Annotated in this window: 21 protein-coding genes; 9 read left to right on the top strand and 12 right to left on the bottom strand. The window is 60.5% G+C overall.

What is annotated here, in order from left to right; genetic code table 11:
- Positions 1 to 108: 108 nt before the first annotated feature.
- Positions 109 to 1,158, bottom strand: a complete 1,050-nt coding sequence (locus J5J10_RS10655; RefSeq protein ID WP_211929850.1) for a GGDEF domain-containing protein — start codon at positions 1,156 to 1,158, stop codon at positions 109 to 111.
- Between the two features lie 626 nt (positions 1,159 to 1,784).
- Between J5J10_RS10655 and J5J10_RS22415 the strand changes: the two genes are divergently transcribed.
- Positions 1,785 to 3,374, top strand: a complete 1,590-nt coding sequence (locus J5J10_RS22415; protein ID WP_249116714.1) for a methyl-accepting chemotaxis protein — start codon at positions 1,785 to 1,787, stop codon at positions 3,372 to 3,374.
- Between the two features lie 60 nt (positions 3,375 to 3,434).
- On the opposite strand, the gene J5J10_RS10645 is transcribed toward J5J10_RS22415, so the two are convergent.
- Positions 3,435 to 3,944, bottom strand: a complete 510-nt coding sequence (locus tag J5J10_RS10645; RefSeq protein ID WP_211931204.1) for a DinB family protein — start codon at positions 3,942 to 3,944, stop codon at positions 3,435 to 3,437.
- Positions 3,945 to 4,079: 135 nt separating this feature from the next.
- Between J5J10_RS10645 and J5J10_RS10640 the strand changes: the two genes are divergently transcribed.
- From J5J10_RS10640 to J5J10_RS10630, 3 genes are all read left to right on the top strand, one after another.
- Positions 4,080 to 4,763: a glutathione S-transferase family protein gene (locus J5J10_RS10640; protein ID WP_211929849.1), complete on the top strand. Its 684-nt coding sequence runs from the start codon at positions 4,080 to 4,082 to the stop codon at positions 4,761 to 4,763.
- Positions 4,764 to 4,880: 117 nt separating this feature from the next.
- Positions 4,881 to 5,303, top strand: coding sequence for a nucleoside-diphosphate kinase (gene ndk, locus J5J10_RS10635; RefSeq protein WP_113459297.1), 423 nt, complete (start codon positions 4,881 to 4,883; stop codon positions 5,301 to 5,303).
- Between the two features lie 179 nt (positions 5,304 to 5,482).
- Positions 5,483 to 5,983 carry an RICIN domain-containing protein gene (locus tag J5J10_RS10630; RefSeq protein ID WP_211929848.1) on the top strand — a complete coding sequence of 167 codons (501 nt, stop codon included), beginning with the start codon at positions 5,483 to 5,485 and terminating at the stop codon, positions 5,981 to 5,983.
- A 3-nt stretch (positions 5,984 to 5,986) separates the two neighbouring features.
- On the opposite strand, the gene J5J10_RS10625 is transcribed toward J5J10_RS10630, so the two are convergent.
- Together J5J10_RS10625 and J5J10_RS10620 are read right to left on the bottom strand one after the other, a co-directional pair.
- Entirely contained in the window at positions 5,987 to 6,517 is a 531-nt protein-coding gene (locus tag J5J10_RS10625; RefSeq protein WP_208553353.1) for a hypothetical protein, read from the bottom strand.
- Positions 6,517 to 7,065 carry a CGNR zinc finger domain-containing protein gene (locus J5J10_RS10620; RefSeq protein ID WP_211929847.1) on the bottom strand — a complete coding sequence of 183 codons (549 nt, stop codon included), beginning with the start codon at positions 7,063 to 7,065 and terminating at the stop codon, positions 6,517 to 6,519. The genes J5J10_RS10625 and J5J10_RS10620 overlap by 1 nt, the downstream gene beginning before the upstream one ends.
- 59 nt (positions 7,066 to 7,124) lie before the next feature.
- Here J5J10_RS10620 and J5J10_RS10615 point away from each other — a divergent pair, with 59 nt between their 5' ends.
- The gene (locus J5J10_RS10615; RefSeq protein WP_211929846.1) at positions 7,125 to 8,021 is read left to right on the top strand and encodes a branched-chain amino acid ABC transporter permease; all 897 of its coding nucleotides are present in this window, start codon (positions 7,125 to 7,127) and stop codon (positions 8,019 to 8,021) included.
- 6 nt (positions 8,022 to 8,027) lie between these two features.
- On the opposite strand, the gene J5J10_RS10610 is transcribed toward J5J10_RS10615, so the two are convergent.
- The 5 genes from J5J10_RS10610 to J5J10_RS10590 all read right to left on the bottom strand — a co-directional run bounded on the left by J5J10_RS10610 (position 8,028) and on the right by J5J10_RS10590 (position 12,238).
- Positions 8,028 to 8,489 carry a molybdenum cofactor biosynthesis protein MoaE gene (locus J5J10_RS10610; protein WP_211929845.1) on the bottom strand — a complete coding sequence of 154 codons (462 nt, stop codon included), beginning with the start codon at positions 8,487 to 8,489 and terminating at the stop codon, positions 8,028 to 8,030.
- Between the two features lie 4 nt (positions 8,490 to 8,493).
- Positions 8,494 to 8,748, bottom strand: a complete 255-nt coding sequence (gene moaD / locus J5J10_RS10605; RefSeq protein WP_208549149.1) for a molybdopterin converting factor subunit 1 — start codon at positions 8,746 to 8,748, stop codon at positions 8,494 to 8,496.
- On the bottom strand, positions 8,748 to 9,335 hold the full coding sequence (pgsA, locus tag J5J10_RS10600; RefSeq protein WP_208549150.1) for a CDP-diacylglycerol--glycerol-3-phosphate 3-phosphatidyltransferase: 588 nt from the start codon (positions 9,333 to 9,335) through the stop codon (positions 8,748 to 8,750). Before pgsA ends, moaD begins: the two co-directional genes overlap by 1 nt.
- Before the next feature lie 114 nt (positions 9,336 to 9,449).
- Positions 9,450 to 11,477: an excinuclease ABC subunit UvrC gene (uvrC, locus tag J5J10_RS10595; RefSeq protein ID WP_211929844.1), complete on the bottom strand. Its 2,028-nt coding sequence runs from the start codon at positions 11,475 to 11,477 to the stop codon at positions 9,450 to 9,452.
- Complete coding sequence (locus tag J5J10_RS10590; RefSeq protein WP_211929843.1) at positions 11,474 to 12,238, bottom strand: SDR family oxidoreductase; 765 nt, start codon at positions 12,236 to 12,238, stop codon at positions 11,474 to 11,476. Before J5J10_RS10590 ends, uvrC begins: the two co-directional genes overlap by 4 nt.
- A 357-nt stretch (positions 12,239 to 12,595) precedes the next feature.
- Between J5J10_RS10590 and J5J10_RS10585 the strand changes: the two genes are divergently transcribed.
- A complete protein-coding gene (locus tag J5J10_RS10585; protein WP_208549152.1) occupies positions 12,596 to 13,237 on the top strand; it encodes an outer membrane protein in 642 nt (213 codons plus the stop codon).
- 53 nt (positions 13,238 to 13,290) lie between these two features.
- On the opposite strand, the gene J5J10_RS10580 is transcribed toward J5J10_RS10585, so the two are convergent.
- Both J5J10_RS10580 and J5J10_RS10575 read right to left on the bottom strand, forming a co-directional pair.
- Positions 13,291 to 13,887 carry a glutathione S-transferase family protein gene (locus tag J5J10_RS10580; protein WP_211929842.1) on the bottom strand — a complete coding sequence of 199 codons (597 nt, stop codon included), beginning with the start codon at positions 13,885 to 13,887 and terminating at the stop codon, positions 13,291 to 13,293.
- Between the two features lie 29 nt (positions 13,888 to 13,916).
- Positions 13,917 to 14,579, bottom strand: a complete 663-nt coding sequence (locus J5J10_RS10575) for a ribonuclease (protein WP_249116713.1) — start codon at positions 14,577 to 14,579, stop codon at positions 13,917 to 13,919.
- Between the two features lie 81 nt (positions 14,580 to 14,660).
- Between J5J10_RS10575 and J5J10_RS10570 the strand changes: the two genes are divergently transcribed.
- Positions 14,661 to 15,620: a lysylphosphatidylglycerol synthase domain-containing protein gene (locus tag J5J10_RS10570; protein ID WP_211929840.1), complete on the top strand. Its 960-nt coding sequence runs from the start codon at positions 14,661 to 14,663 to the stop codon at positions 15,618 to 15,620.
- 4 nt (positions 15,621 to 15,624) lie between these two features.
- Here the strand turns inward: J5J10_RS10570 and J5J10_RS10565 are convergent, their stop codons facing one another.
- Entirely contained in the window at positions 15,625 to 16,473 is an 849-nt protein-coding gene (locus J5J10_RS10565) for a 23S rRNA (adenine(2030)-N(6))-methyltransferase RlmJ (protein ID WP_211929839.1), read from the bottom strand.
- 55 nt (positions 16,474 to 16,528) lie between these two features.
- Here J5J10_RS10565 and J5J10_RS10560 point away from each other — a divergent pair, with 55 nt between their 5' ends.
- Positions 16,529 to 18,667, top strand: a complete 2,139-nt coding sequence (locus tag J5J10_RS10560; protein WP_249116712.1) for a molybdopterin oxidoreductase family protein — start codon at positions 16,529 to 16,531, stop codon at positions 18,665 to 18,667.
- Positions 18,664 to 19,254 (top strand): NUDIX domain-containing protein, encoded by a 591-nt coding sequence (locus J5J10_RS10555; protein WP_211929838.1) that lies wholly within the window; start codon positions 18,664 to 18,666, stop codon positions 19,252 to 19,254. Before J5J10_RS10560 ends, J5J10_RS10555 begins: the two co-directional genes overlap by 4 nt.
- The last annotated feature ends 60 nt before the right edge of the window (positions 19,255 to 19,314 follow it).

The following is a 19,314-nucleotide window of genomic DNA, read 5'->3' as shown; positions in this document are numbered from 1 at the left end:
CAAAGCCAAGACAAGTGTCTGCTGACGAGATCAGAACGGCGGAATGCCGACGTTTAGGCTGTAGCCACGCACGGCCGTCAGGCAACGGCTTCGACGTTGCCCGTCGGTCTAGCGTCCGAAGCGCATGATCGGATTACGGCTCTCCTGGCGCGCGCCTTTCAGTGCATGCTCGGCCTGTGCCAACAGATCGTCGGGGCGTACCGCGTTATCGGCGAGGGAAAAGCCGACGGCCAGTTGCACGCCGCCGCCGTTCAGTTCGTTTTCCGCGGCGTAGATCAGGTTCGTTTCGACGGCGTGCCGCAGCCTTTCGCCGATCGCCACGACGTCATCCTGACCTACTTCGTGGAAGATGAAGAGAAACTGGCTGTCATCGTTGCGCGCGACGAAATCGTTCTTCTTGATCGTCTTTCGGAAGATCGCGGCAAGTCGCTTCAGCATGCGGTTGGCGGCATCTTCGCCATATTGGCGGCGGATCGAATCCAGATCGTCTGCTTCGGCCGCGACAACGGCGATACGAGGCTGGGTGGCGGCGCTGTAGATATCCTCCAGCCGACGGGTCATCGCCACCCGGTTGGGCAGGCCCGTCAAGCGGTCGCGCAGGGCTGCTTCGTGAGCCTGTTTTGCCGCCTTCTCGGCCGTTTCGATCTTTGCCAGTCCCGATTTGAGCGTCTCCGCAAGGTCCAGCTCGGCCTGGCCGAGTTCGGTCGCCGATGCGTTGAGGAAATCCAGCTCGTCGATCAGGCTCGCCAGGCTGCGCTGCTCGTCCTCGCGCAGCGCGTTAGCGATCATGTCCAGAGAGCGGACGAAAGTCTGTTTTCGCTCAATACCGCTCGCGAGCATGTCGGACAGGTTCTTAAGGATTGTCACCGCATCGCGCTGGATCTTCTCTTCCGCCAGTCCGCAATGGCTGACGAGACGGTACTTGAGGCCCAACTGGTCGAGGTGGAGCTGAGAGGGACGGCTGCCGAGCGCCTCAAGGTCACGGCCGAGCGCCGGATCGTGCCCAAACATCGATTCGTAAAACAGTTCGTAGTTGCGCGGCAGGCCGGCCACCTGGCGTCGCGCCATGTGCTTGGCGACCTTCTGAAGCGTTTCGATGCCAAGGCTCGGCGTATGTTGATCCGTCCTGGCGGTCTTGCCTCTCGTCATAACATCCATTTTTTTCACCAAACCATGCCAGCGGGCTGGCTCTAAAAGTCGTTTTCAAATCGTGCCTGGAATACTCCCGTCAGGTTCTTGAAATTTATATAAAATACGAGTTCACGGCGGTTCGGCCGGATGCTTTCGGAACTCAGGGTTAATGCACGGTTTCCGCTTTGCAACCCGCTGTCTCTCACCCAGATGGCAATTAAGACATTCTTAGCGCCGCACTATTAAATTGCTGAATAGGGAAGAATACGTTCGATCGAAGTGTTCGGACGCAGGAGGGTGGGCTTGACCCGGCGGGCGACAATTTCTCAACCGAGGGTGCGACCGGGGGAGGCGGCGATAGACAAGAGGGTCGTCGCCACGTTTTTCGTTTTATTTCTCATTCTGGTTCTCGCCTTGTGGTCATCGCCGAGCGGGCGTTTCGTCCTGGTTCTCACCAGTCCGGCGGCGACAGCCAGTGACACCCTGGAGGTAATTGGCTCGGCAGGCGGCTCCTTCGTCTCTGCCGGGCGTCTTCCCTGGATGGCCGTAGCCTATTCTGACGCTGACGATTTCCCGGCCCGCCTCATGCAGGCGGGAGCGATGCTGGTCCTTAACCACCAACTGGCCGTAGGCTGTTATCAAAGGAATTTGGAATGAACTCCCTAGCAATGCTACGCCAGAAGGCGTCAGTTGGCATCATAGCGATCTTGTGGTTGAACTTTGCTTTAACGTTCGCTCGCGAAGTATTCCGGGCCGATGGCTTCGACTACATGACAGTGCTGGCGAGTGCCATCATCGTCGGTTCGTCCTCGCTTCTGTGGGCTAAGGACCGTACGGGTCCGAACACGCGCGTGGTGACATCCATGGCGCATGCGGCAACCGTTGCGCTGCTGGTTTATGCTTTCCAAGGCTCGCCGCTCCAGATCGATATTCATATGTACTTCTTCGCGTCGCTCGCGATCTGTTCGATCTGGATCGATTGGCGCGCACTCGTCGGCTATGCCGCGTTGGTCGCCGTACATCATCTGCTTCTGTATTTTGTCATGCCGCTCGCCGTTTTCCCGGGCGAGTCGGACTTCTCGCGCGTCGTGCTTCATGCCGTCGTTCTCGTGCTGCAAACAGGCATCCTAATCGCACTTTCCTACGCCGTCGTGAGAGCTTTCGTTTCCTCTGACGCAGCCGTGGAGGCTTCGACTTCCGCTGAGCGAAACGCGACCGATATGGCCGACCGCGCGCGCCAAGCCGATCGTCAGGCTACCGAACAGCGCGAACTGCGTGAGCAGGAAAAGGCGCGTGAGGCCGCTGCCGTACATGCGGCCGTAAGCGAGCTCGGAGATGCGCTGTCGGCGCTCGCCAACGGCGATCTCGCTTACCGAATTGGGAAACCGTTCGAGGGTGAGCTGGACAAGCTGCGAGGCTTCTACAATGCCTCAATGGAGAACCTTGAGGCTGTTCTCGGCAGGGCCGGCCAGGTCGTCGAGACGATTCGCGCTGGTGCTGGCCAGATCAGCCACGCCAATGGTGACCTCTCTGCGCGAACCGAGCGTCAGGCCGCTTCGATCGAAGAGACAGCCAGTGCGCTTGGCTTGGTCACCGGCACCGTCAAGGAAACCGCTCGCGTTGCCGAGGAAGTCGGACGTCGGGTTTCGCATGCCCGTGACGGCGCGGAGAAATCCGGAGCGATCGTAACGAGTGCGGTCGAGGCCATGAGCAAGATTGAAGCCTCTTCACGCGAGATCAACCAGATCATCAGCGTGATCGACGAAATCGCGTTCCAGACCAACCTGTTGGCGCTGAATGCCGGTGTCGAGGCCGCACGCGCAGGTGAAGCCGGCAAGGGGTTCGCGGTCGTTGCGCAGGAGGTGCGCGAACTGGCTCAACGTTCGGCCAAGGCCGCGAAGGAGATCAAGGCGCTGATCGGCGCCTCGGCTGATCAGGTGAAGAGCGGTGTCGGTCTCGTTGACCAGACCGGTGAGGCGCTGCACGTCATCGCCGAAGAGGTGAAGAGCATCAGCGCCGAGATCGAGAAGATAGTCAGCGGCGCGCGCGAACAAGCCCAAGGCCTGGTCGAGATCGACAGTGCGATTGGAGATATAGATCGCAACACCCAGCAGAATGCGGCCATGGTGGAAGAGTCCACTGCGGCGATTACAACGCTGGCCGCTGAAGCCGCCGCGCTGGAAAATCTTATGCGGCGATTTACCTTCAGCCAGGTCAACGCGTCGCACCGAAAAGCGGCGTGAGACGACAGAGCAAGGTCATCAGGAAATCGGTGCGGCGCTCATGAGGCGCCGCGCCACGATTCATAGCCATTCCTTGCCATCGCTCCTCAGGAAGTAGATCAGGTCAAGGCTCAGGCTTGGTTTGCCGAGCGCCGTCAATGTCGAATGGCATTGGCCACGGTGATGGGTCTGGTGGTTGAAGAAATGTGCCACCGCGGGAGCGAGCTTGTGCGTGATCGGCGTCGGATTGGTCACCGGCGTGTAGGTGAAGGTCTGCGAAAGCTGCTCCGGCGTCAGCGTATCCGCCCATCGGATAATGCGCTCGTCTTCCGCCTGGCGGGCGATGGACAGTGCCCCGAAATCCGCAAATGGCTTCTCGTCAAGAGTCCGATGTACCGGGCCTTCGCCCGTGAACCGATGCATCCATAGTCGGTCAGCGACCACAAGATGCGTCAGCGTGGCGAACAAAGAGCCGAAGAATGCGCCTTTGTCGGCGTGCAATTCCCCGTCCGACAGGCCCTCGGCAGCTGTGTAGAGCAGGCCGTTGGCCCAAGCGTTATAGGCGGCGAACATGCGATAGTGTTCCGTCATCATGCGATCCTCCGGTCCTTCATCTTTGCGTCGAGATTTAGCGGAAGTCGTCGTGATGAGTCTCATGAATTAAGCTGATTTGATCTGCCCGCGATCGGCGGCGATAATGCACGCTGTTTGACCCAAGGAGTCCCGATGTCCATCACCCTCTACTCGCTATGCGGCGCCGATCGCGGGCGCCCGTTCTCCCCGCATTGCTGGAAAGTGGTCATGGCGCTGCGGCACAAGGGACTCGATTACGTCGAGGAGCCCCTGGCCTTCACCGCCATACCCACGATCGAAGGCGGTGCGACGAAGACCGTGCCCCTTCTGCGCGACGGGGACCGACTGGTTGCGGACAGCTTTTCGATCGCAGACTATCTCGATCAGGCCTATGCGGATCGCCCGACCTTGTTCGGAGGGGAGGCGGGTCGTGCTGCCGCGCGGTTCGTGGAGAGTTTCTCCCAGTCTGTCGTCCATCCTGCGATCACCAAGATCGCCGTCATGGACATCCACGACATGCTGGACGACGTGGACCAGTCCTATTTCCGCGAAAGCCGTCGCCAGCGGCTGGGACGCGACATCAGCGAATTTGTGCCGGGCAGGCAGGCGGAGATCGAAGCCTTCCCCGCAAAACTGCAGCCGCTTCGCGTAATGCTCGGCCATCAGCCGTTCATCGGCGGCGCTTCGCCCCTCTTCGCCGACTACATCGTCTTCGGCGCGCTGCAGTGGCTCAGGATCACGACAGGGTCGGTTCATCTGCCTGGAGACGACCCGGTCCAGTCCTGGTTCGAGCGGCTGCTGGATCTTCACGAGGGTGCGGCGCGCAAGGTTGCCTGATCGCGCCTGTGCCTTCCATTGTGACGCCTGCGTGAATTTCGCCGATCCCTCTTGTCTTCGTGATTCGGGGCGGGTAGATACCGCCCACTTTCCCTGACAGACAAAAGGATGAGACTGATGGCGATTGAACGCACCTTCTCGATGATCAAGCCCGATGCCACCAAGCGCAACCTGACCGGCGCCATCACCAAGGTCTTCGAAGACAACGGCCTGCGTGTCGTCGCTTCCAAGCGCGTCTGGATGAGCAAGCGCGAAGCCGAAGGTTTCTACGCCGTTCACAAGGAACGCCCCTTCTTCGGCGAACTGGTTGAAGGCATGACCTCGGGCCCGACCGTCGTTCAGGTTCTCGAAGGCGAAAACGCCATCCTGAAGAACCGCGAGATCATGGGCGCCACGAACCCGGCCAACGCCGATGAAGGCACCATCCGCAAGATGTTCGCCCTGTCGATCGGCGAAAACTCGGTTCACGGTTCGGACGCTCCGGAAACCGCTGCCCAGGAAATCAAGTACTGGTTCGCCGACACCGAGATCGTCGGCTGAACTGATCCTCGCGGTCTTTCCGGCGATTGACGATGAATTCGAAACCGGTGCCGAAAGGCGCCGGTTTTTTGTTGTGCCCTCCCGTTCCGTCAGGAGCGGCATTCATGCAAACTTTGGTCGGGATTTCGCGGCGGTTTCTGCTAAAGCCTTGGGCCTTGCAAAGCGATCCCGGAGGCAACATGACTTTTTGTACCCGCTTACTTGGCGTCTCTTTGGCGATATCGACCATGCTCGTTCCCGTCGTCGCTGCCGCCGAGTCGATAAGGCTCGCGACGCAGTTCACCGGCACCGGTTCGGTCATGCAGGTTTGGACCGACGGACCCTTTCAAGGGATGGCGCAGATGGTGCCACGCAATGGCGACCGGGGTCAGAACTGGATCGTGACATCAGAGCCAGAGGGGGATTGGGTGCGTCTCCGCAACGAGGCGACCGGCAACGGCATGTGCCTCGATGTTACGAATGGCGGTGATCCCGCTTACATGGTCAGGATGCAGCCATGCGCCAACTATTCGGGCCAGCTCTGGCGGATTTCCGGCGCCGACGACAAGATGCGATTCACGACGCAGTTTCTCGGCGAAAGCTACTGCCTCGACGTGGTCAATGGCGGTATGATGGACCGGTTCCTGCTGATGGCGCCGTGCGGCAATTATTCCGGTCAGCTGTGGAACTTGAACCCGTAAACGTCACGTGCTGGTATCGACGGCGGGGCAGTCGCGGGCCGGTGAATAGTCGGCCGTCCCGTCGCCGGGATAAACCTCGGGGTTCGGCGTGTAGACCGGTCCGACAACAAGCGGCTTTGCCGGCAGGATCGTCTGGTCCAGGCTCGAGGTGACGCTGGTTTCGATTGTCTGGATCGGCTTTCCGTTTCCATCGCTGATCCGGATCGACACGGCGTAGGGACGATCCCGGACGATGCAGTGGACGGCCGGGCTTTCGAGCGCGATCTTCTCCCAGGTCGGGGAAATCCGAGTGTGTGTGACGAGCGGCGGACCGCCTGCTGGATTCTCGAAGCTGGTTTCGATGACGCTTTCGTCCGGCAACTCGCCCTTGCGGGCAAGGGTCAGGACATAGGTTGCCTCCGCGACGCGGTAGTTGAAGATGAAGATGCGGCCGGATACCGCCAGTGGACCTTCGTCCTCGCGCTGACATCCGGTTGTCGAAAGCGCCATGGTGGCGACCAGCAAGACTGTGGTCGCGGCTCGCGTGAACGTCATCATGACGCCGTCTCCTTTTTCCGTCGATAGTGTCTGTTAGCTTTGGTTCGGTTGCCGCAGACGGACATGTCGCACCAGGTCCGGCTTCGGTTCTTGCTCCGGTCGAGAAACAGCCAGCCGCAATTACCGCAGATTTTCATTCGCCCGGGTTCTGGCTCGGCGAGTAGTTTCAGCGCCGAGCGGGCGGTAGAAACCGCGAGATCCGACTCTTCGGAGGCGCTGCGAAGGCAGGTGGCTGCTCGTTCCAACAGCCGCGCCAGTCTGATCCTATCGTCCAGACCCAATGTCCTGCTGCGGAAATAGTCGTCGATCGCTTCTCTCAGGGCGATAAGCGCCGGGCGGCTCTCCTCTCGCACAGGCTGAAACTCGCCAAACAACGCCTTCTCAGCACAGAAAGCGTTTGCCGCGTCGGCGAAATCATCCATCTGCGACGCGATTGCAAAGCGGTCGACGCTGCGAGACGGATCGAAGCGCAGGATGACGCTGTTGGCGACATCCAGAGCCAGGGCTCCGCCGGAAAAGCGGTGAGGGGTCCAGGAAAAGGTCATACGAAAATTATAACTGGTAAAAGCCTTTTTGCTAGTTATAAAAGCAGCAGGAGCGACCGATGGCCTATTTTCTCCAGCAACTCGTCAACGCGATACCGATCGCCGCGCTCTACGCGGCGCTCGCCTTCGGATACTCCGTCGCCTTCGGCATGACCCGTCGCGCCGATATCGTGTTCGGTGCGCTTTTTGCCTTTGCCGGCCAGATCTATTTGCTTTTCACCGCCATGGGCTGGAACGCTTTCATCCTGGTGCTACCTGCAGCTTTGGCCATGGGTGGCCTCGTATCCCTTGGCTACACGCTCGCCGCCGGGTACTGGGTCGGAAAAAGCGTCATGCTGCCTCTCCACCGGCGCTCTCCGAATGCCGTGATCGTAGCGTCGCTGGCCGTTCTTGTGGTCATTTCTGAAACAGGTCGGCTTGCGCTCGACAGCAGGGGATTGTGGCTGCCGCGATTCCTTGATCATCGCGTCATCTTCTGGCGCACGGCGGGCTTCGACGTCAGTCTCACGCTTATCCAACTCATCAATGCCGCGCTGATGGCGGCGATCGTTGCAAGCGGACATGCGATCTTGTCGCGCACATCGGCCGGGCGGATCTGGCGCAGCGTTTCAGACGATCCGGCGGCTGCCGCGCTGTGCGGCGTCGATGCGGGACGGGTGTTTATACTCTCCTACCTGGCGGCAACAGCGATCGCGGCCATCTGCGGCATCCTTGCCACGTCCTACTACGGAACGATGGATTTCGGGGCAGGGCTGATGTTCGGCCTGAAGGTCGTGCTGATCGCCGCCGCCGGTGGCTATGGCGTCCCGCTTCGTTCCGCGCTTGGTGCTGCGGCTATCGGGGTGGCCGAGACCATGTGGAGCGGCTACGCCCCGATCGTCTGGCGGGATCTGGTGGTCTTCGGCGCTCTTGTGATGGTGTTGGTGATCAGTCGCCGCGAACGCGTCGTGCCGTAGACGGTGTCAGGTCCACCTGTCCCGAGCACGATCGTCCGCATCTCTTGCGGCAACCCAGTCACCCGCCGAGCCGTCCGTGCCGTGCTCCTTCTTCCAGAAGGGGGCGGACGTCTTCAGGAAGTCCATCATGAAGCTGGCGCCATCGAATGCCGCCTGACGGTGAGGAGCGGAGGCGGCAACGAGTACGATGTTCTCGCCTGGCGCGATCTTGCCGAAGCGGTGGACTGCCACCAGCCCACGCAGGCCGAAGCGCGAAATGGCTTCCGCGCCGATGCGCTGCATCTCAGCTTCCGCCATGCCCGGATAATGTTCGAGTTCCAGCGCTGCCAGTCGACCGCCGTCATCCCGGCAAAGGCCGGTAAAAGTCACCACCGCACCAATGTCCTTGCGGCCGCCGCTCAAGTGGCGCACTTCCGCGTTCAGGTCGAAATCCTCCCGCTGAACGCGGATGACGGGAGCGATGTTCATTGCTTCAACCGCCCGTCATCGGCGGAAAAAGCGCGATCTCGCGGGCGCCGGTGATCAGCTCGTCGTGCTGCACATGCTCCTGGTTCACGGCGACGCGGATGGCTGTTGGAACACGCAGCGCATTTTCGTAGTCCTCGCCAAGACCGCGGAGATGCTCGATCAGGTCGCCGGCTGTCTTCACGTCCTCCGGCAGGTCGAGCTCTTCCTCACCCTTCCCGATCCGTTCGCGCACCCAGGCGAAATAGACGAGCTTGACCATTAGCCCTCCTCGACAATGTGCTTGGCGCCGGCCTTGAAGTAGTCATAGCCGGTATAGAAGGTCAGGATCGCGGCAATCCAAAGCAGCACGATGCCCAGTTCGGTGGTGTAGGGAAGCACCTTGTCCCCTGCCGGGCCGGCAAGCAGGAAGGCGATGGCGACCATCTGCACGGTAGTCTTCCATTTGGCAATCCGCGTTACCGGCACGCTGACCTTCAGCGCGGCGAGGTATTCTCGAAGCCCCGATACGAGGATTTCACGGCAGAGAATGGTGATTGCGGCCCAGAGCGACCAGCCGGCGATCGTGCCGTCGGCTGCCATAAGCAGCAGTACGGACGCCACCAGCAACTTGTCCGCGATCGGATCCAGCATGCGACCGATATTGGAGGTCTGATTCCAGATCCGCGCCAGATAGCCATCGAAGAAGTCGGTGATGGACGCAATCACAAACAGGGATAGCGCCGTCCAGCGCGCGAAATCGGAGCTCTGCAGCCGGCCCTCGAGGAAAAAGCACAGCACGATCAGCGGCACCGCAACAATACGGCCGTAGGTCAGGAGATTTGGAATGTTGTATGCGCGGGAAGCCATGATGACCTGTCTTGGTAAGGTTGCGGGTAGATGACGGTTTTCACCGGCCGCCGTCAACACCCACGGTGCCAGAATCAAATAGACAATTTTCCGGTCGCGGCGCCCGAAGACACGTCATTCGGCGCCGTTTTCGTGAAAATGATTGTAAACAAGCCGCGCGACGGCTTCGGAAATCCCTTCGACGGCCATCAGATCGCTGACGGCTGCCCGTGACACGGCCTTCGCTGTTCCGAAATGCTGCAGCAGCGCACGCTTGCGCGTCGGGCCGATCCCGGCGATCTCGTCGAGCGGGTTCTTGACCATTTCCTTCTTCCGCCGCGCCCGATGGGAGCCAATCGCGAAACGGTGCGCCTCGTCGCGCATGCGCTGAATGAAATAGAGGACCGGATCGCGCGGCGGCAGCGTGAAGTCAGGCTGGCCATCGACGAAAAAGCGCTCGCGCCCCGCTTCGCGATCCACGCCTTTGGCGACGCCGATCGCCGTGACGCAGTCGCGAATGCCCAGTTCGTCGAGGATTCCGCGAACAGCCGTCATCTGACCCTGACCGCCATCGATCAGTATAACATCGGGCCAGGCCGGAAAACCGGCATCGGCGTCGTCCGGCGCCGCGTTGGAGCGGTCCGGCTTACCTTCTTCCTTCAGAAGGCGGCTGAAGCGGCGCGTCATCACCTCACGCATCATGCCGAAGTCGTCACCGGGTGTGATGTCGGTGGAGCGGATGTTGAACTTGCGATACTGGTTCTTCACGAAGCCTTCCGGGCCAGCGACGACCATGCCGCCCACGGCATTCGTGCCCATGATGTGGGAGTTGTCGTATATCTCGATCCGGCGCGGCACATAGGCGAGCTTGAACGTTTCGGCGAAACCGGCAAGCAGCCTCGCCTGCGATGAAGTCTCGGCAAGTTTGCGCCCATGCGCCTCGCGGGCATTCGAGACCACGTGATCGACGACATCCTTCTTCTCGCCCCGCTGCGGTACGAGAATCTGCACTTTGTGCCCGGCCTTTTCCGATAGCGCGGTCGCGAGCAGGTCCTGCTCATCGATAGTCTCGGACAGCAGGATCTGTCGCGGACACGGCTTGTCGTCGTAGAATTGCGCAAGAAAGGCATTCAGCACTTCCGCGCCCGTCATTTGCGGATCGGCTTTCGGGAAGTAGGCACGATTGCCCCAGTTCTGTCCCGTGCGGAAGAAGAACACCTGGATACACGTAAGGCCACCTTCGTGGTGTACGGCGAACACGTCGGCCTCTTCGGTGCTCGACAGGTTGATGCCCTGATGGCTCTGGACGTGGCTGAGCGCCGCGAGCCTGTCGCGGTAGACCGCGGCACGCTCGAAATCGAGGTCTTCCGCCGCCTCGTTCATCTGGCCCGCGATTGTCGCCTTCACCGCCTGGCTCTTGCCGGAAAGGAAGTCCTTCGCCTCGTCAACCAGTTCATCATACGCCGCATCGCTGATCTCGTGCGTGCAGGGACCGGAACAGCGCTTGATCTGGTAGAGCAGGCAGGGTCGGGTGCGGGTTTCGAACACACTGTCGGTGCAGGTCCGCAGCAGGAAGGCGCGCTGAAGCGAGTTGATGGTGCGGCCAACGGCGCTCGCCGAGGCGAAGGGGCCGAAATAGTCGCCCTTGCGTGCACGGGCACCACGATGCTTGTAGATGGCCGGCGCCCGGCTGTCGCCGGTGATGAGGATGTACGGAAAGCTCTTGTCGTCGCGCAGCAGCACGTTGAAGCGCGGGCGGAGGCGCTTGATGAGGTTGGCTTCAAGCAGCAGCGCCTCGACCTCGGTTCGCGTGGTGACGAACTCCATGTGGGTCGTCTCTCGCACCATGCGTCCGAGACGGTTCGAATGCACACGGCCCTGGGCGTAATTCCCAACCCTCTTCTTCAGGCTGCGGGCCTTGCCGACATACAGCACGTCGCCATCCGCGTTCAGCATACGGTACACGCCGGGGGCGTTCGGAAGCTTCTTCACGAATTCCGCGATCAGCTCGGCACCCTTCAAACCCTGCGTTTCGGCGCCGCCTTCGCTCCAGTCGATGGATGGGACGGCAACGGGCAGGGAGGGTTCGGAGACGACGTCGTCATCTTCTTCCTCCGTCTCGTCGTAAAGTACGCCGCCATCGGTGAGCTTGCCGCTCGTCATTCATTGATCTCCGCTTCGCCGGGAAGGCGCCAAATCAGATGTTGCCCCCCGTCCAGGGCAATCATTTGGCCCGTGATCGACGGCGTGTCAAAAAGAAAGCGGACCGTCCGGCCGAACTCATCAAGAGACGGCCCACGTCCGAGTGGCAGGCTGTCGATCTGTGCCTGAAAGTCAGCCTCAGCCTGCCGTTCGCTCCGCACCGAAGGGCCTGGTCCAATCGCATTCACGCGTATCCGGGGGGCGAAGGCTTGCGCCATCGTCCGCGTCATCGTCCACAGCGTTGACTTGGAGAGCGTGTAGCTGAAGAAGCGTGGTGTCAGCGCCCACACTCTTTGATCGATGATGTTCACGATCAAGCCTGGCGTATCACGCGGCAACTGCCGCGCCAGCGCCGCCCCTAGGATCATCGGAGCCCGGACGTGCAGATCGAAATGGCGCGAATAGGTCTCGGCGTCGAATTGATCTGCGCCATCCTCGGCAAAAACGGATGCATTGTTGACCAAAACCTGGATCGGGCCCAGCAGCGCTGCAGCCCGCTCAACAAGGGTATCGACGTCCGGCGATTGCCGCAAGTCGGCCGAAACGGCGACGGCCCGGTATCCATCCCGTCGCAGCATCGCGGCATGCTTCTCGGCCTCCTCCAGTGAGCCGTTGGCATGGATCGCAACCCCATATCCCTCACGCGCCAAGTCATCCGCAATGGCCCGACCTAGCCGTTTCCCCGCGCCGGTTATCAGCGCATTGATGTTTCTCGTGTCCAAGATCGTGTTCCCCAACCGCCAGCCCTTGAAGCGGGGGATATAGCTCGCCGGTCGCCATAAAGAAGGGGAGGGCTAACGCTCTGCTGCCAAATCATGGCCAAATTCATATTCGCATACGACATGAACTAAATTGCGTTAAGATATTGAACAGAATTATCATTTCGTTAGGGTTAATGCTTTCCCTGTCGCATTATAGCAACATCGAATTTTCACCATCTGGCCGCCGCAAACATTTCACATTTTGGCTCTTTCGAATCCGCATTTGAATTCCATCTTCCGGTGGAACGGGCAGGGACCACAAGCGTTCTGGTAGCCAAGCCGCTCAGCGGCACACCCGGACTGAAAAGGAGAATTATAATGCGTAAATTCATGCTGACCCTCATGGCCTCCGCGGCTGGCGTGATGGCCTTTACCTCGGCTCAGGCAGCTGATGCCGTCGAGCAGATCCCCGAAGCTCCGGCTGCGACTGAAACCTACACCGCTCCGCCGCAGGGCTGGACCGGCGCCTATATCGGTGGCGGTGTCACCTACGACTGGGGTCGCATGGGCGGCGGTGACCGCGACATCGACGGCATTGGTGGTACCGTTTATGGCGGTTACAACTGGCAAAGTGGCCCGATCGTGTACGGTGCGGAAGCCGACGTGTCTTATAACGGCGCAGATGGTGACGCCGGAGCAGGTCTCACCGGCGAAAACGGAGTAAACGGCTCTATTCGCGGTCGTATCGGTTACGACATGAACCCCTTCCTGATCTACGGTACCGGTGGTCTGGCGGTCGGCAATCACGAGCTGTCGGATGGCACGAACTCTGACGACAAGACGGCGCTCGGCTATACTGTAGGTGCTGGTGTCGAAGCCTTGGTGACCGACAACATCACCGCACGCGTTGAATATCGCTACACCGACTATCAGTCGAAGGACTTTGACCTCGGCGGCACGACCTACTCACGCGGTTTCGACGACCACAGCGTCAAGGTCGGTATCGGCATGAAGTTCTGATCCGAACAAGCCAGCAACAAGGAAGCCGGGCCACTGTGCCCGGCTTTTTTCGGTCAGGCGCGCGGCTTTAGGTCATGAAACGCAGGGAACCGCTTCGAGAATTTACCGGTCCATGCGGCAAGCGCCACCCGTCCGTCCTCCCATTGCCCGGGAAAACGCAGGAGAAGATACCCGATCATCGCAGCCATCGAGAAGTGGCCGCCGTGTAGAGTCTTGCCTGTCTTTGGGAGGTTCGCGTCGAGCCAGTCCAGTCCGCGCGTCACCTTTCGCCATTGTTTATCGATCGCCGGCTGATGGACCTTGTCCTCAGGCCGAAACCGCCGTTCGTAGACGATGGCGACGAGGCTATCCATGATGCCGTCGCACAACGCCTCCAGAACCTCGGCCTCGGTCCGTTTGCTGTCTTTGCGCGGGTAGAGTTTCCGGCCGGAGTCCCGATCGAGAAAATGCATGATCGCGCGGCTGTCGAAGATCGTGTCTCCTGCGTCGGGAATGAGTGTTGGAATTTTCCCGAGCGGATTTGCGTCCGTGAGCAGTGAGGGCTCGTCGGCCGTCGCCACCTGAATGAGGTCTAGCGGAATGCCGAGATAGGATGCCGCCATCACGACCTTGGCGGAATAGGGGGAACTGGGCGAATAGAGCATTTTCATAAGTATACCCTGCGGGTTGTTCGAGCGAGCTAGCGAATGGGCGGGAGCGTGAGGCTGCTTGCCTTGCATCCCGCAGTGTCGACCTGATGGCATTCGCGGAACCGCAGGTCGCTGGTCAGGCATATCCGGACTTCCTTGACCCGCTGACCATCACAGGCCACGGCTATGCCTTCGTGCAAAAGCCCGGGATTTGCGGCGACAAACAGATCCTCGATTTCTGTAGCACCGATTTCGTCGCCGTGGCTGCCTTGCCCTAGAAGATTCTCGGGCAGATTTAAGGCTTCGAAAGCCCGACGCGTCGTTTCCAGATATTGTTCTTGGCTGAGCCCCGAGCAGGTTCCGTGCTTGCGCCATTGATGGCCGATCAGCCCCATGCTGGGCATGATATCGAAAAAGCGACGTCCGAGGCTGTCGGGCACGCGACCGGGATGAGGGCTGGTGCAGAATTCTGGATAGCCGCGCTCGTACTGTGGCCACAGGCCATGAACCACGAAACCGTGCCGTTTGGTCAGCCCGCATTGCTGCCTGTTGTTCTGTCCTTCCTCCGACAGGCAGTACGTCGGCGACCATGACAGCGAGAGCACGAAGAAATCGAACAGGTCCTCTCGGTGTTGGTCAGCCCTCACCGGAAACAGGAAGACGAAAAATGTCGCAAGTGTCGCAATTAGGCGCCGCAAAGGTTGATCGCTCAAGGGCAGGACCTCTAAGGTGATGCTTCGAACGCGGCCCCCCGAGGAAGTCAAGGTCGCGGGGAGACAAGAACGGCAAGACGCATGGGATTCAAAAAATACCTTTGGCCCGCCGTGGCGACGGCGACCATAGCGGTTTCAGGTTGGCTTCTCTACAAGGAATTGCGGGGATTATCGGTCGGGGAACTGGGCGACAGCCTCGGGGCCATCACGCCGGGAGGCTGGTTCCTGTGTGGGGTGTCCGCGGTGATATCCTATATGGCCCTCGCCGGATATGACCGGATAGCCCTGACCCATCTGGACAGGCATGTGAACTGGCTTTTCATAACCGTCTGCTCCTTCACCACGTACGCGCTCTCCCATAACGTGGGGGCATCGGTTCTTTCAGGTGGCGTCGTCCGCTACCGGGCCTATTCGTCGAAGGGGTTGAACGGCGCTGAAATCGGCATTCTGATTGCCTTCTGTTCCTTCACGTTTGCTCTCGGAACCATCCTCCTTGCCGGCGTGGTGCTGATCGTCGATCCGTCGATCATGGAGCGTTTCGGCGACGCTCTTCCATTGCGGGCCACTGCGGCGACAGGTTACGGGCTGCTGACGCTCGTCGCCATCTACTTCGTGGGCAGCTTTCTGAAGGTCAGGACGTTGACGCTCGGTCCTGTTAGGATGGCATATCCGGCGCCGCGCATCATACTGTCCCAACTCCTGATCGGGCCGCTGGAATTGATCGGCGCCGCCGGAATCATCTATTTTGCTTTGCCGGAGGCCGGGAATCCTGGTTTCGTCATCGTTTTGGGGATATTCCTGGTGTCCTTCTCGGCGGCGTTGATCAGCCATGTGCCCGGAGGGCTCGGCGTTCTCGAGCTGATTTTCATCATGGGCCTGCCGGATATGGACCCCGCCGACGTGATCGCTGCACTCTTGGTGTTCCGTCTGTTTTACCTGATCATACCGTTTGCAATGGCGCTCGGAGTTATAGGATTTTTCGAGCACTCGCAATTCCGGCTAAAGAAAAAGACGCAGTCGGACGACGTTTCGAAAAATTAGAGCGTCATTCCCCGCGCAGCCAGAAACAGCGTTGCGAGGCGTAGCGATCTTGCGCTAGCACGGCCTTCAGTTCGGGCAGGAGCAGATGCAGTTCGTCCTTTAGGGTGAAGGGTGGGTTGACAACGATCAGACCGGAGCCCGAAAGACCCGTCGTGTCGCGGTCGCTCTTGATCGAAAGTTCTGCACAGAGCATCTTCGGAATCTCAAGCGCCTTTAGAGCCTCGTGGAACGGCGCGATCGGTGCACCTTTCTTGATCGGATACCACAGGCAGTAGACGCCCGTCGGAAACCGTCGGTAGGCCTTCGCAAGACCGTCCACCAATCGCTCGTATTCGTTCTCGGCCTCGAACGGCGGATCGACGAGAACGATTCCACGCTTCTCCTTCGGCGGCAGATGAGCACCGAGCGCCAGCCAGCCGTCAAGCTCTGTGACGCGCACCTGGAAGTCGCCCTCGAACAGCCGGGAGAGAATGCGGTAATCCTGTGGGTGGAGTTCCATGGCAGACAGTCGATCCTGCGACCGAAAGAGCATGCGGGCAAGCTTCGGCGAACCGGGATAGCGACGGATCTCGCCATCGGCATTCAAGCCCCGCACGGCATCCAGATAGGGAGCGAGCAGCGCGCTGGCCTTTTCCGACAGGTCAGCCTTCATCAGGCGTCCGATGCCGTCGATCCATTCGCCGGTCTTCTGCGCCTCCTCGGACGAAAGATCGTAAAGCCCGATACCCGCATGAGTGTCGAGAACCCGAAAGGCTTTGTCCTTCTGCTGCAGATAAGCGATTAGCCGGGCCAGAACGGCGTGCTTGAGGACATCGGCGAAATTGCCCGCGTGGTAGATGTGGCGGTAGTTCATGACCGTTCCTGCCGATGGATGATTTGTCTCAACGGGCCTTTTGGGCGTGCGGCGCATGTCCTATAGAAAAGGCATGAACATCGCCACACCCCCACGCTCCGCTTCCATCGGTCATACGGTCTGTCCGCACGACTGTCCATCGGCCTGCGCCCTCGATGTCGATATCGGCGCGGACGGCCGCATGGGCAGGGTGAGGGGCAGCGCCGACAATACCTACACCGCCGGCGTGATCTGCGCCAAGGTCGCCCGCTATGCCGAGCGCCTCTATCATCCCGACCGGTTGTTGGTTCCGAAACGGCGGAAAGGTGCGAAGGGCGCCGGCGACTGGCAGGATATATCCTGGGAGGCCGCGCTCGACGAGATCGCCGACGCGTTCGTCAAGGCCGAACAGATGCATGGCTCAGAGGCCGTCTGGCCGTATTTCTACGCCGGCACCATGGGGCAGGTCCAGCGTGACTCGATCGAGCGTCTTCGCCATGCCAAGCGTTATTCCGGTTTTTTCGGTTCGATCTGCACCAACATGGCCTGGACCGGCTACGTGATGGGAACAGGGGCCCTGCGCGGCCCCGATCCGCGCGAGATGGCCGTTTCGGACTGCGTCGTGATCTGGGGCACCAACCCTGTCTCGACCCAGGTCAACGTGATGACCCACGCGGTCAAGGCGAGAAAGGACCGCGGTGCGAAGATCGTCGTCATCGATATCTACGATAATCCGACGATAAAGCAGGCCGATATGGGTCTGATTGTCCGCCCAGGCACGGATGCGGCGCTTGCATGTGCCGTCATGCACATCGCCTTTCGCGACGGCTACGCCGATCGGGCCTATATGGAGAAATATGCGGACGATCCGGCCGGTCTCGAACAGCACCTGGCGGCCAGAACCCCGGAATGGGCGGCCGCGGTCACCGGGCTGTCGGTGGACGAGATCGAGGCGTTCGCCCGCCTTGTGGGTACGACGAAGAAGACCTTCTTCCGCCTCGGTTATGGCTTCACGCGCAGCCGCAATGGCGCGGTGTCCATGCACGCGGCCTTGTCGATCGCCACCGTGCTTGGGTCCTGGCAGTACGAAGGCGGCGGCGCCTTCCACAACAACGGCGAGATCTTCAGGCTGAACAAGGCGGAACTGTTGGGGACGGCCTATGCCGATCAGGACATCCGCATGCTGGATCAGTCGCAGATCGGCCGTGTGCTGACCGGCGATGCGCAGGCACTTCGTCATCGCGGTCCGGTCACCGCCTTGCTGATCCAGAACACGAACCCGGTCAACGTGGCTCCGGAGCAAAGGCTCGTGAAGCAGGGTTTTCTACGGGACGATCTCTTCGTTGCCGTGCATGAGCAATTCATGACCGATACCGCGTTACTGGCGGACATCGTTCTGCCGGCAACCATGTTCGTCGAGCATGACGATCTCTATCGCGGCGGCGGCCACAGCCACATACTGCTCGGCCCGAAACTCGTCGAGCCCCCATCAACCGTCCGGACGAACCTCTTCGTCATCGAGGAACTGGCAAAGCGTCTCGGTGTCGCCGACCGTCCGGGTTTCGGTCTCACGGAGCGTGAACACATCGACCTGATGCTGAAGCCGAACGGGTTGCCGGGATACGACGAACTTCTGGTCGACCGCTGGATCGACTGCCAGCCGCCGTTCCGGGAAGCGCATTATCTCGACGGCTTCGGACACGCCGGAGGCCGCTTCCGCTTCAAGCCGGACTGGGAGAATGGCCGTGCGCCAAACAAGCCCCCGGCCTCGATGGGGGTTCAGGGACCCGTCGCAGAGCTTCCCGTGTTTCCGGATTACATCGAGACCATAGAGTTGCCGGATAGTACCCATCCGTTCCGGCTGGCCACGTCGCCGGCCCGCAATTTCCTGAATTCGACCTTCGCAGAGACCCCGACATCGCGTCAGAAGGAGGGCAGGCCGGAGGTGATGATCAGCGCTGAGGATGCCGCCCTGCTCGGGATCGGAACCGGCGACATCGTCCGGATCGGAAACCTGAGAGGCGACCTTCGAATTCATGCCAAAGTGACCGACGCCGTCAAGCTAGGTGTCTTGGTGGCCGAGGGGCTTTGGCCGAACTCGGCACATCTTGATGGCGAGGGGATAAACGTTTTGACCGGCGGCGACGCCGTGGCTCCGCACGGTGGTGCGGCTTTCCACGACAACCGCGTCTGGCTGGAGCGCCTCGGTTCATGACCAAATTCGATCGTACGAAGATCGCCGTCGTCTTGGACGAGACGCTCTGGAAAGGCTGGAGCCATCTCCGTCGTCTCACTTTCGATTACACAAGCGACGAGGGTGAGACGAGCCGACTGACTTGGGAAGTCCTTGATCGGGGCGAGGCGGCCTGCGTCCTGCTGCATGACGAGGGCCGCGACTTTGTCGTACTGGTCCGCCAGTTTCGTGTGCCCGCTTATCTGAAAGGCGATCGGCCGTTCCTCCTGGAGGTGCCCGCTGGCGGGCTTGAAGCCGGTGAGGATCCCGCCGAGGCGATCCGCCGAGAGATTCTGGAGGAAACCGGGTATCAGGTGGGTGAATTCCGCGAGCTCTTTTCGGCGTACATGTCGCCGGGCGCTTTCGCGGAAAAGGTTCACTTCTTCCACGCGGCCGTGACCCCCGACATGAAGGTATCCGCAGGCGGTGGCCATGCAACGGAACACGAGGATCTGGAAGTTCTGGAGGTTCCAGTCGCTGATGCCTTCGCGATGATCGAAAGCGGCGACATCGTCGACGGCAAAACCATCATGCTCCTGCAGTGGCTTGCCCTTCGTAGAAAAGAGTGAGGCCACGGCCGCAATCGTGACCGTGGCCTCGCGAGCGACCCGAAAGTCGCTCGCCGGGGT

The sequence above is a fragment of the Ciceribacter sp. L1K23 genome, assembly GCF_018122705.1.
Classification (GTDB): domain Bacteria; phylum Pseudomonadota; class Alphaproteobacteria; order Rhizobiales; family Rhizobiaceae; genus Allorhizobium.
This window is presented reverse-complemented; position numbering and strand designations above follow the sequence as displayed.

Coding starts and splice junctions, on each gene's coding strand:
- J5J10_RS10585 (WP_208549152.1), top strand. CDS start 12,596: ATGCGTAAATTCATGCTGACCCTCATGGCCTCCGCGGCTGGCGTGATG.
- J5J10_RS10645 (WP_211931204.1), bottom strand. CDS start 3,944: ATGACGGAACACTATCGCATGTTCGCCGCCTATAACGCTTGGGCCAAC.
- J5J10_RS10630 (WP_211929848.1), top strand. CDS start 5,483: ATGACTTTTTGTACCCGCTTACTTGGCGTCTCTTTGGCGATATCGACC.
- pgsA (WP_208549150.1), bottom strand. CDS start 9,335: ATGGCTTCCCGCGCATACAACATTCCAAATCTCCTGACCTACGGCCGT.
- J5J10_RS10560 (WP_249116712.1), top strand. CDS start 16,529: ATGTCCTATAGAAAAGGCATGAACATCGCCACACCCCCACGCTCCGCT.
- uvrC (WP_211929844.1), bottom strand. CDS start 11,477: ATGACGAGCGGCAAGCTCACCGATGGCGGCGTACTTTACGACGAGACG.
- J5J10_RS10570 (WP_211929840.1), top strand. CDS start 14,661: ATGGGATTCAAAAAATACCTTTGGCCCGCCGTGGCGACGGCGACCATA.
- moaD (WP_208549149.1), bottom strand. CDS start 8,748: ATGGTCAAGCTCGTCTATTTCGCCTGGGTGCGCGAACGGATCGGGAAG.
- J5J10_RS10555 (WP_211929838.1), top strand. CDS start 18,664: ATGACCAAATTCGATCGTACGAAGATCGCCGTCGTCTTGGACGAGACG.
- J5J10_RS10610 (WP_211929845.1), bottom strand. CDS start 8,489: ATGAACATCGCTCCCGTCATCCGCGTTCAGCGGGAGGATTTCGACCTG.
- J5J10_RS10625 (WP_208553353.1), bottom strand. CDS start 6,517: ATGACGTTCACGCGAGCCGCGACCACAGTCTTGCTGGTCGCCACCATG.
- J5J10_RS10580 (WP_211929842.1), bottom strand. CDS start 13,887: ATGAAAATGCTCTATTCGCCCAGTTCCCCCTATTCCGCCAAGGTCGTG.
- J5J10_RS22415 (WP_249116714.1), top strand. CDS start 1,785: ATGAACTCCCTAGCAATGCTACGCCAGAAGGCGTCAGTTGGCATCATA.
- J5J10_RS10565 (WP_211929839.1), bottom strand. CDS start 16,473: ATGAACTACCGCCACATCTACCACGCGGGCAATTTCGCCGATGTCCTC.
- ndk (WP_113459297.1), top strand. CDS start 4,881: ATGGCGATTGAACGCACCTTCTCGATGATCAAGCCCGATGCCACCAAG.
- J5J10_RS10620 (WP_211929847.1), bottom strand. CDS start 7,065: ATGACCTTTTCCTGGACCCCTCACCGCTTTTCCGGCGGAGCCCTGGCT.
- J5J10_RS10655 (WP_211929850.1), bottom strand. CDS start 1,158: ATGGATGTTATGACGAGAGGCAAGACCGCCAGGACGGATCAACATACG.
- J5J10_RS10615 (WP_211929846.1), top strand. CDS start 7,125: ATGGCCTATTTTCTCCAGCAACTCGTCAACGCGATACCGATCGCCGCG.
- J5J10_RS10640 (WP_211929849.1), top strand. CDS start 4,080: ATGTCCATCACCCTCTACTCGCTATGCGGCGCCGATCGCGGGCGCCCG.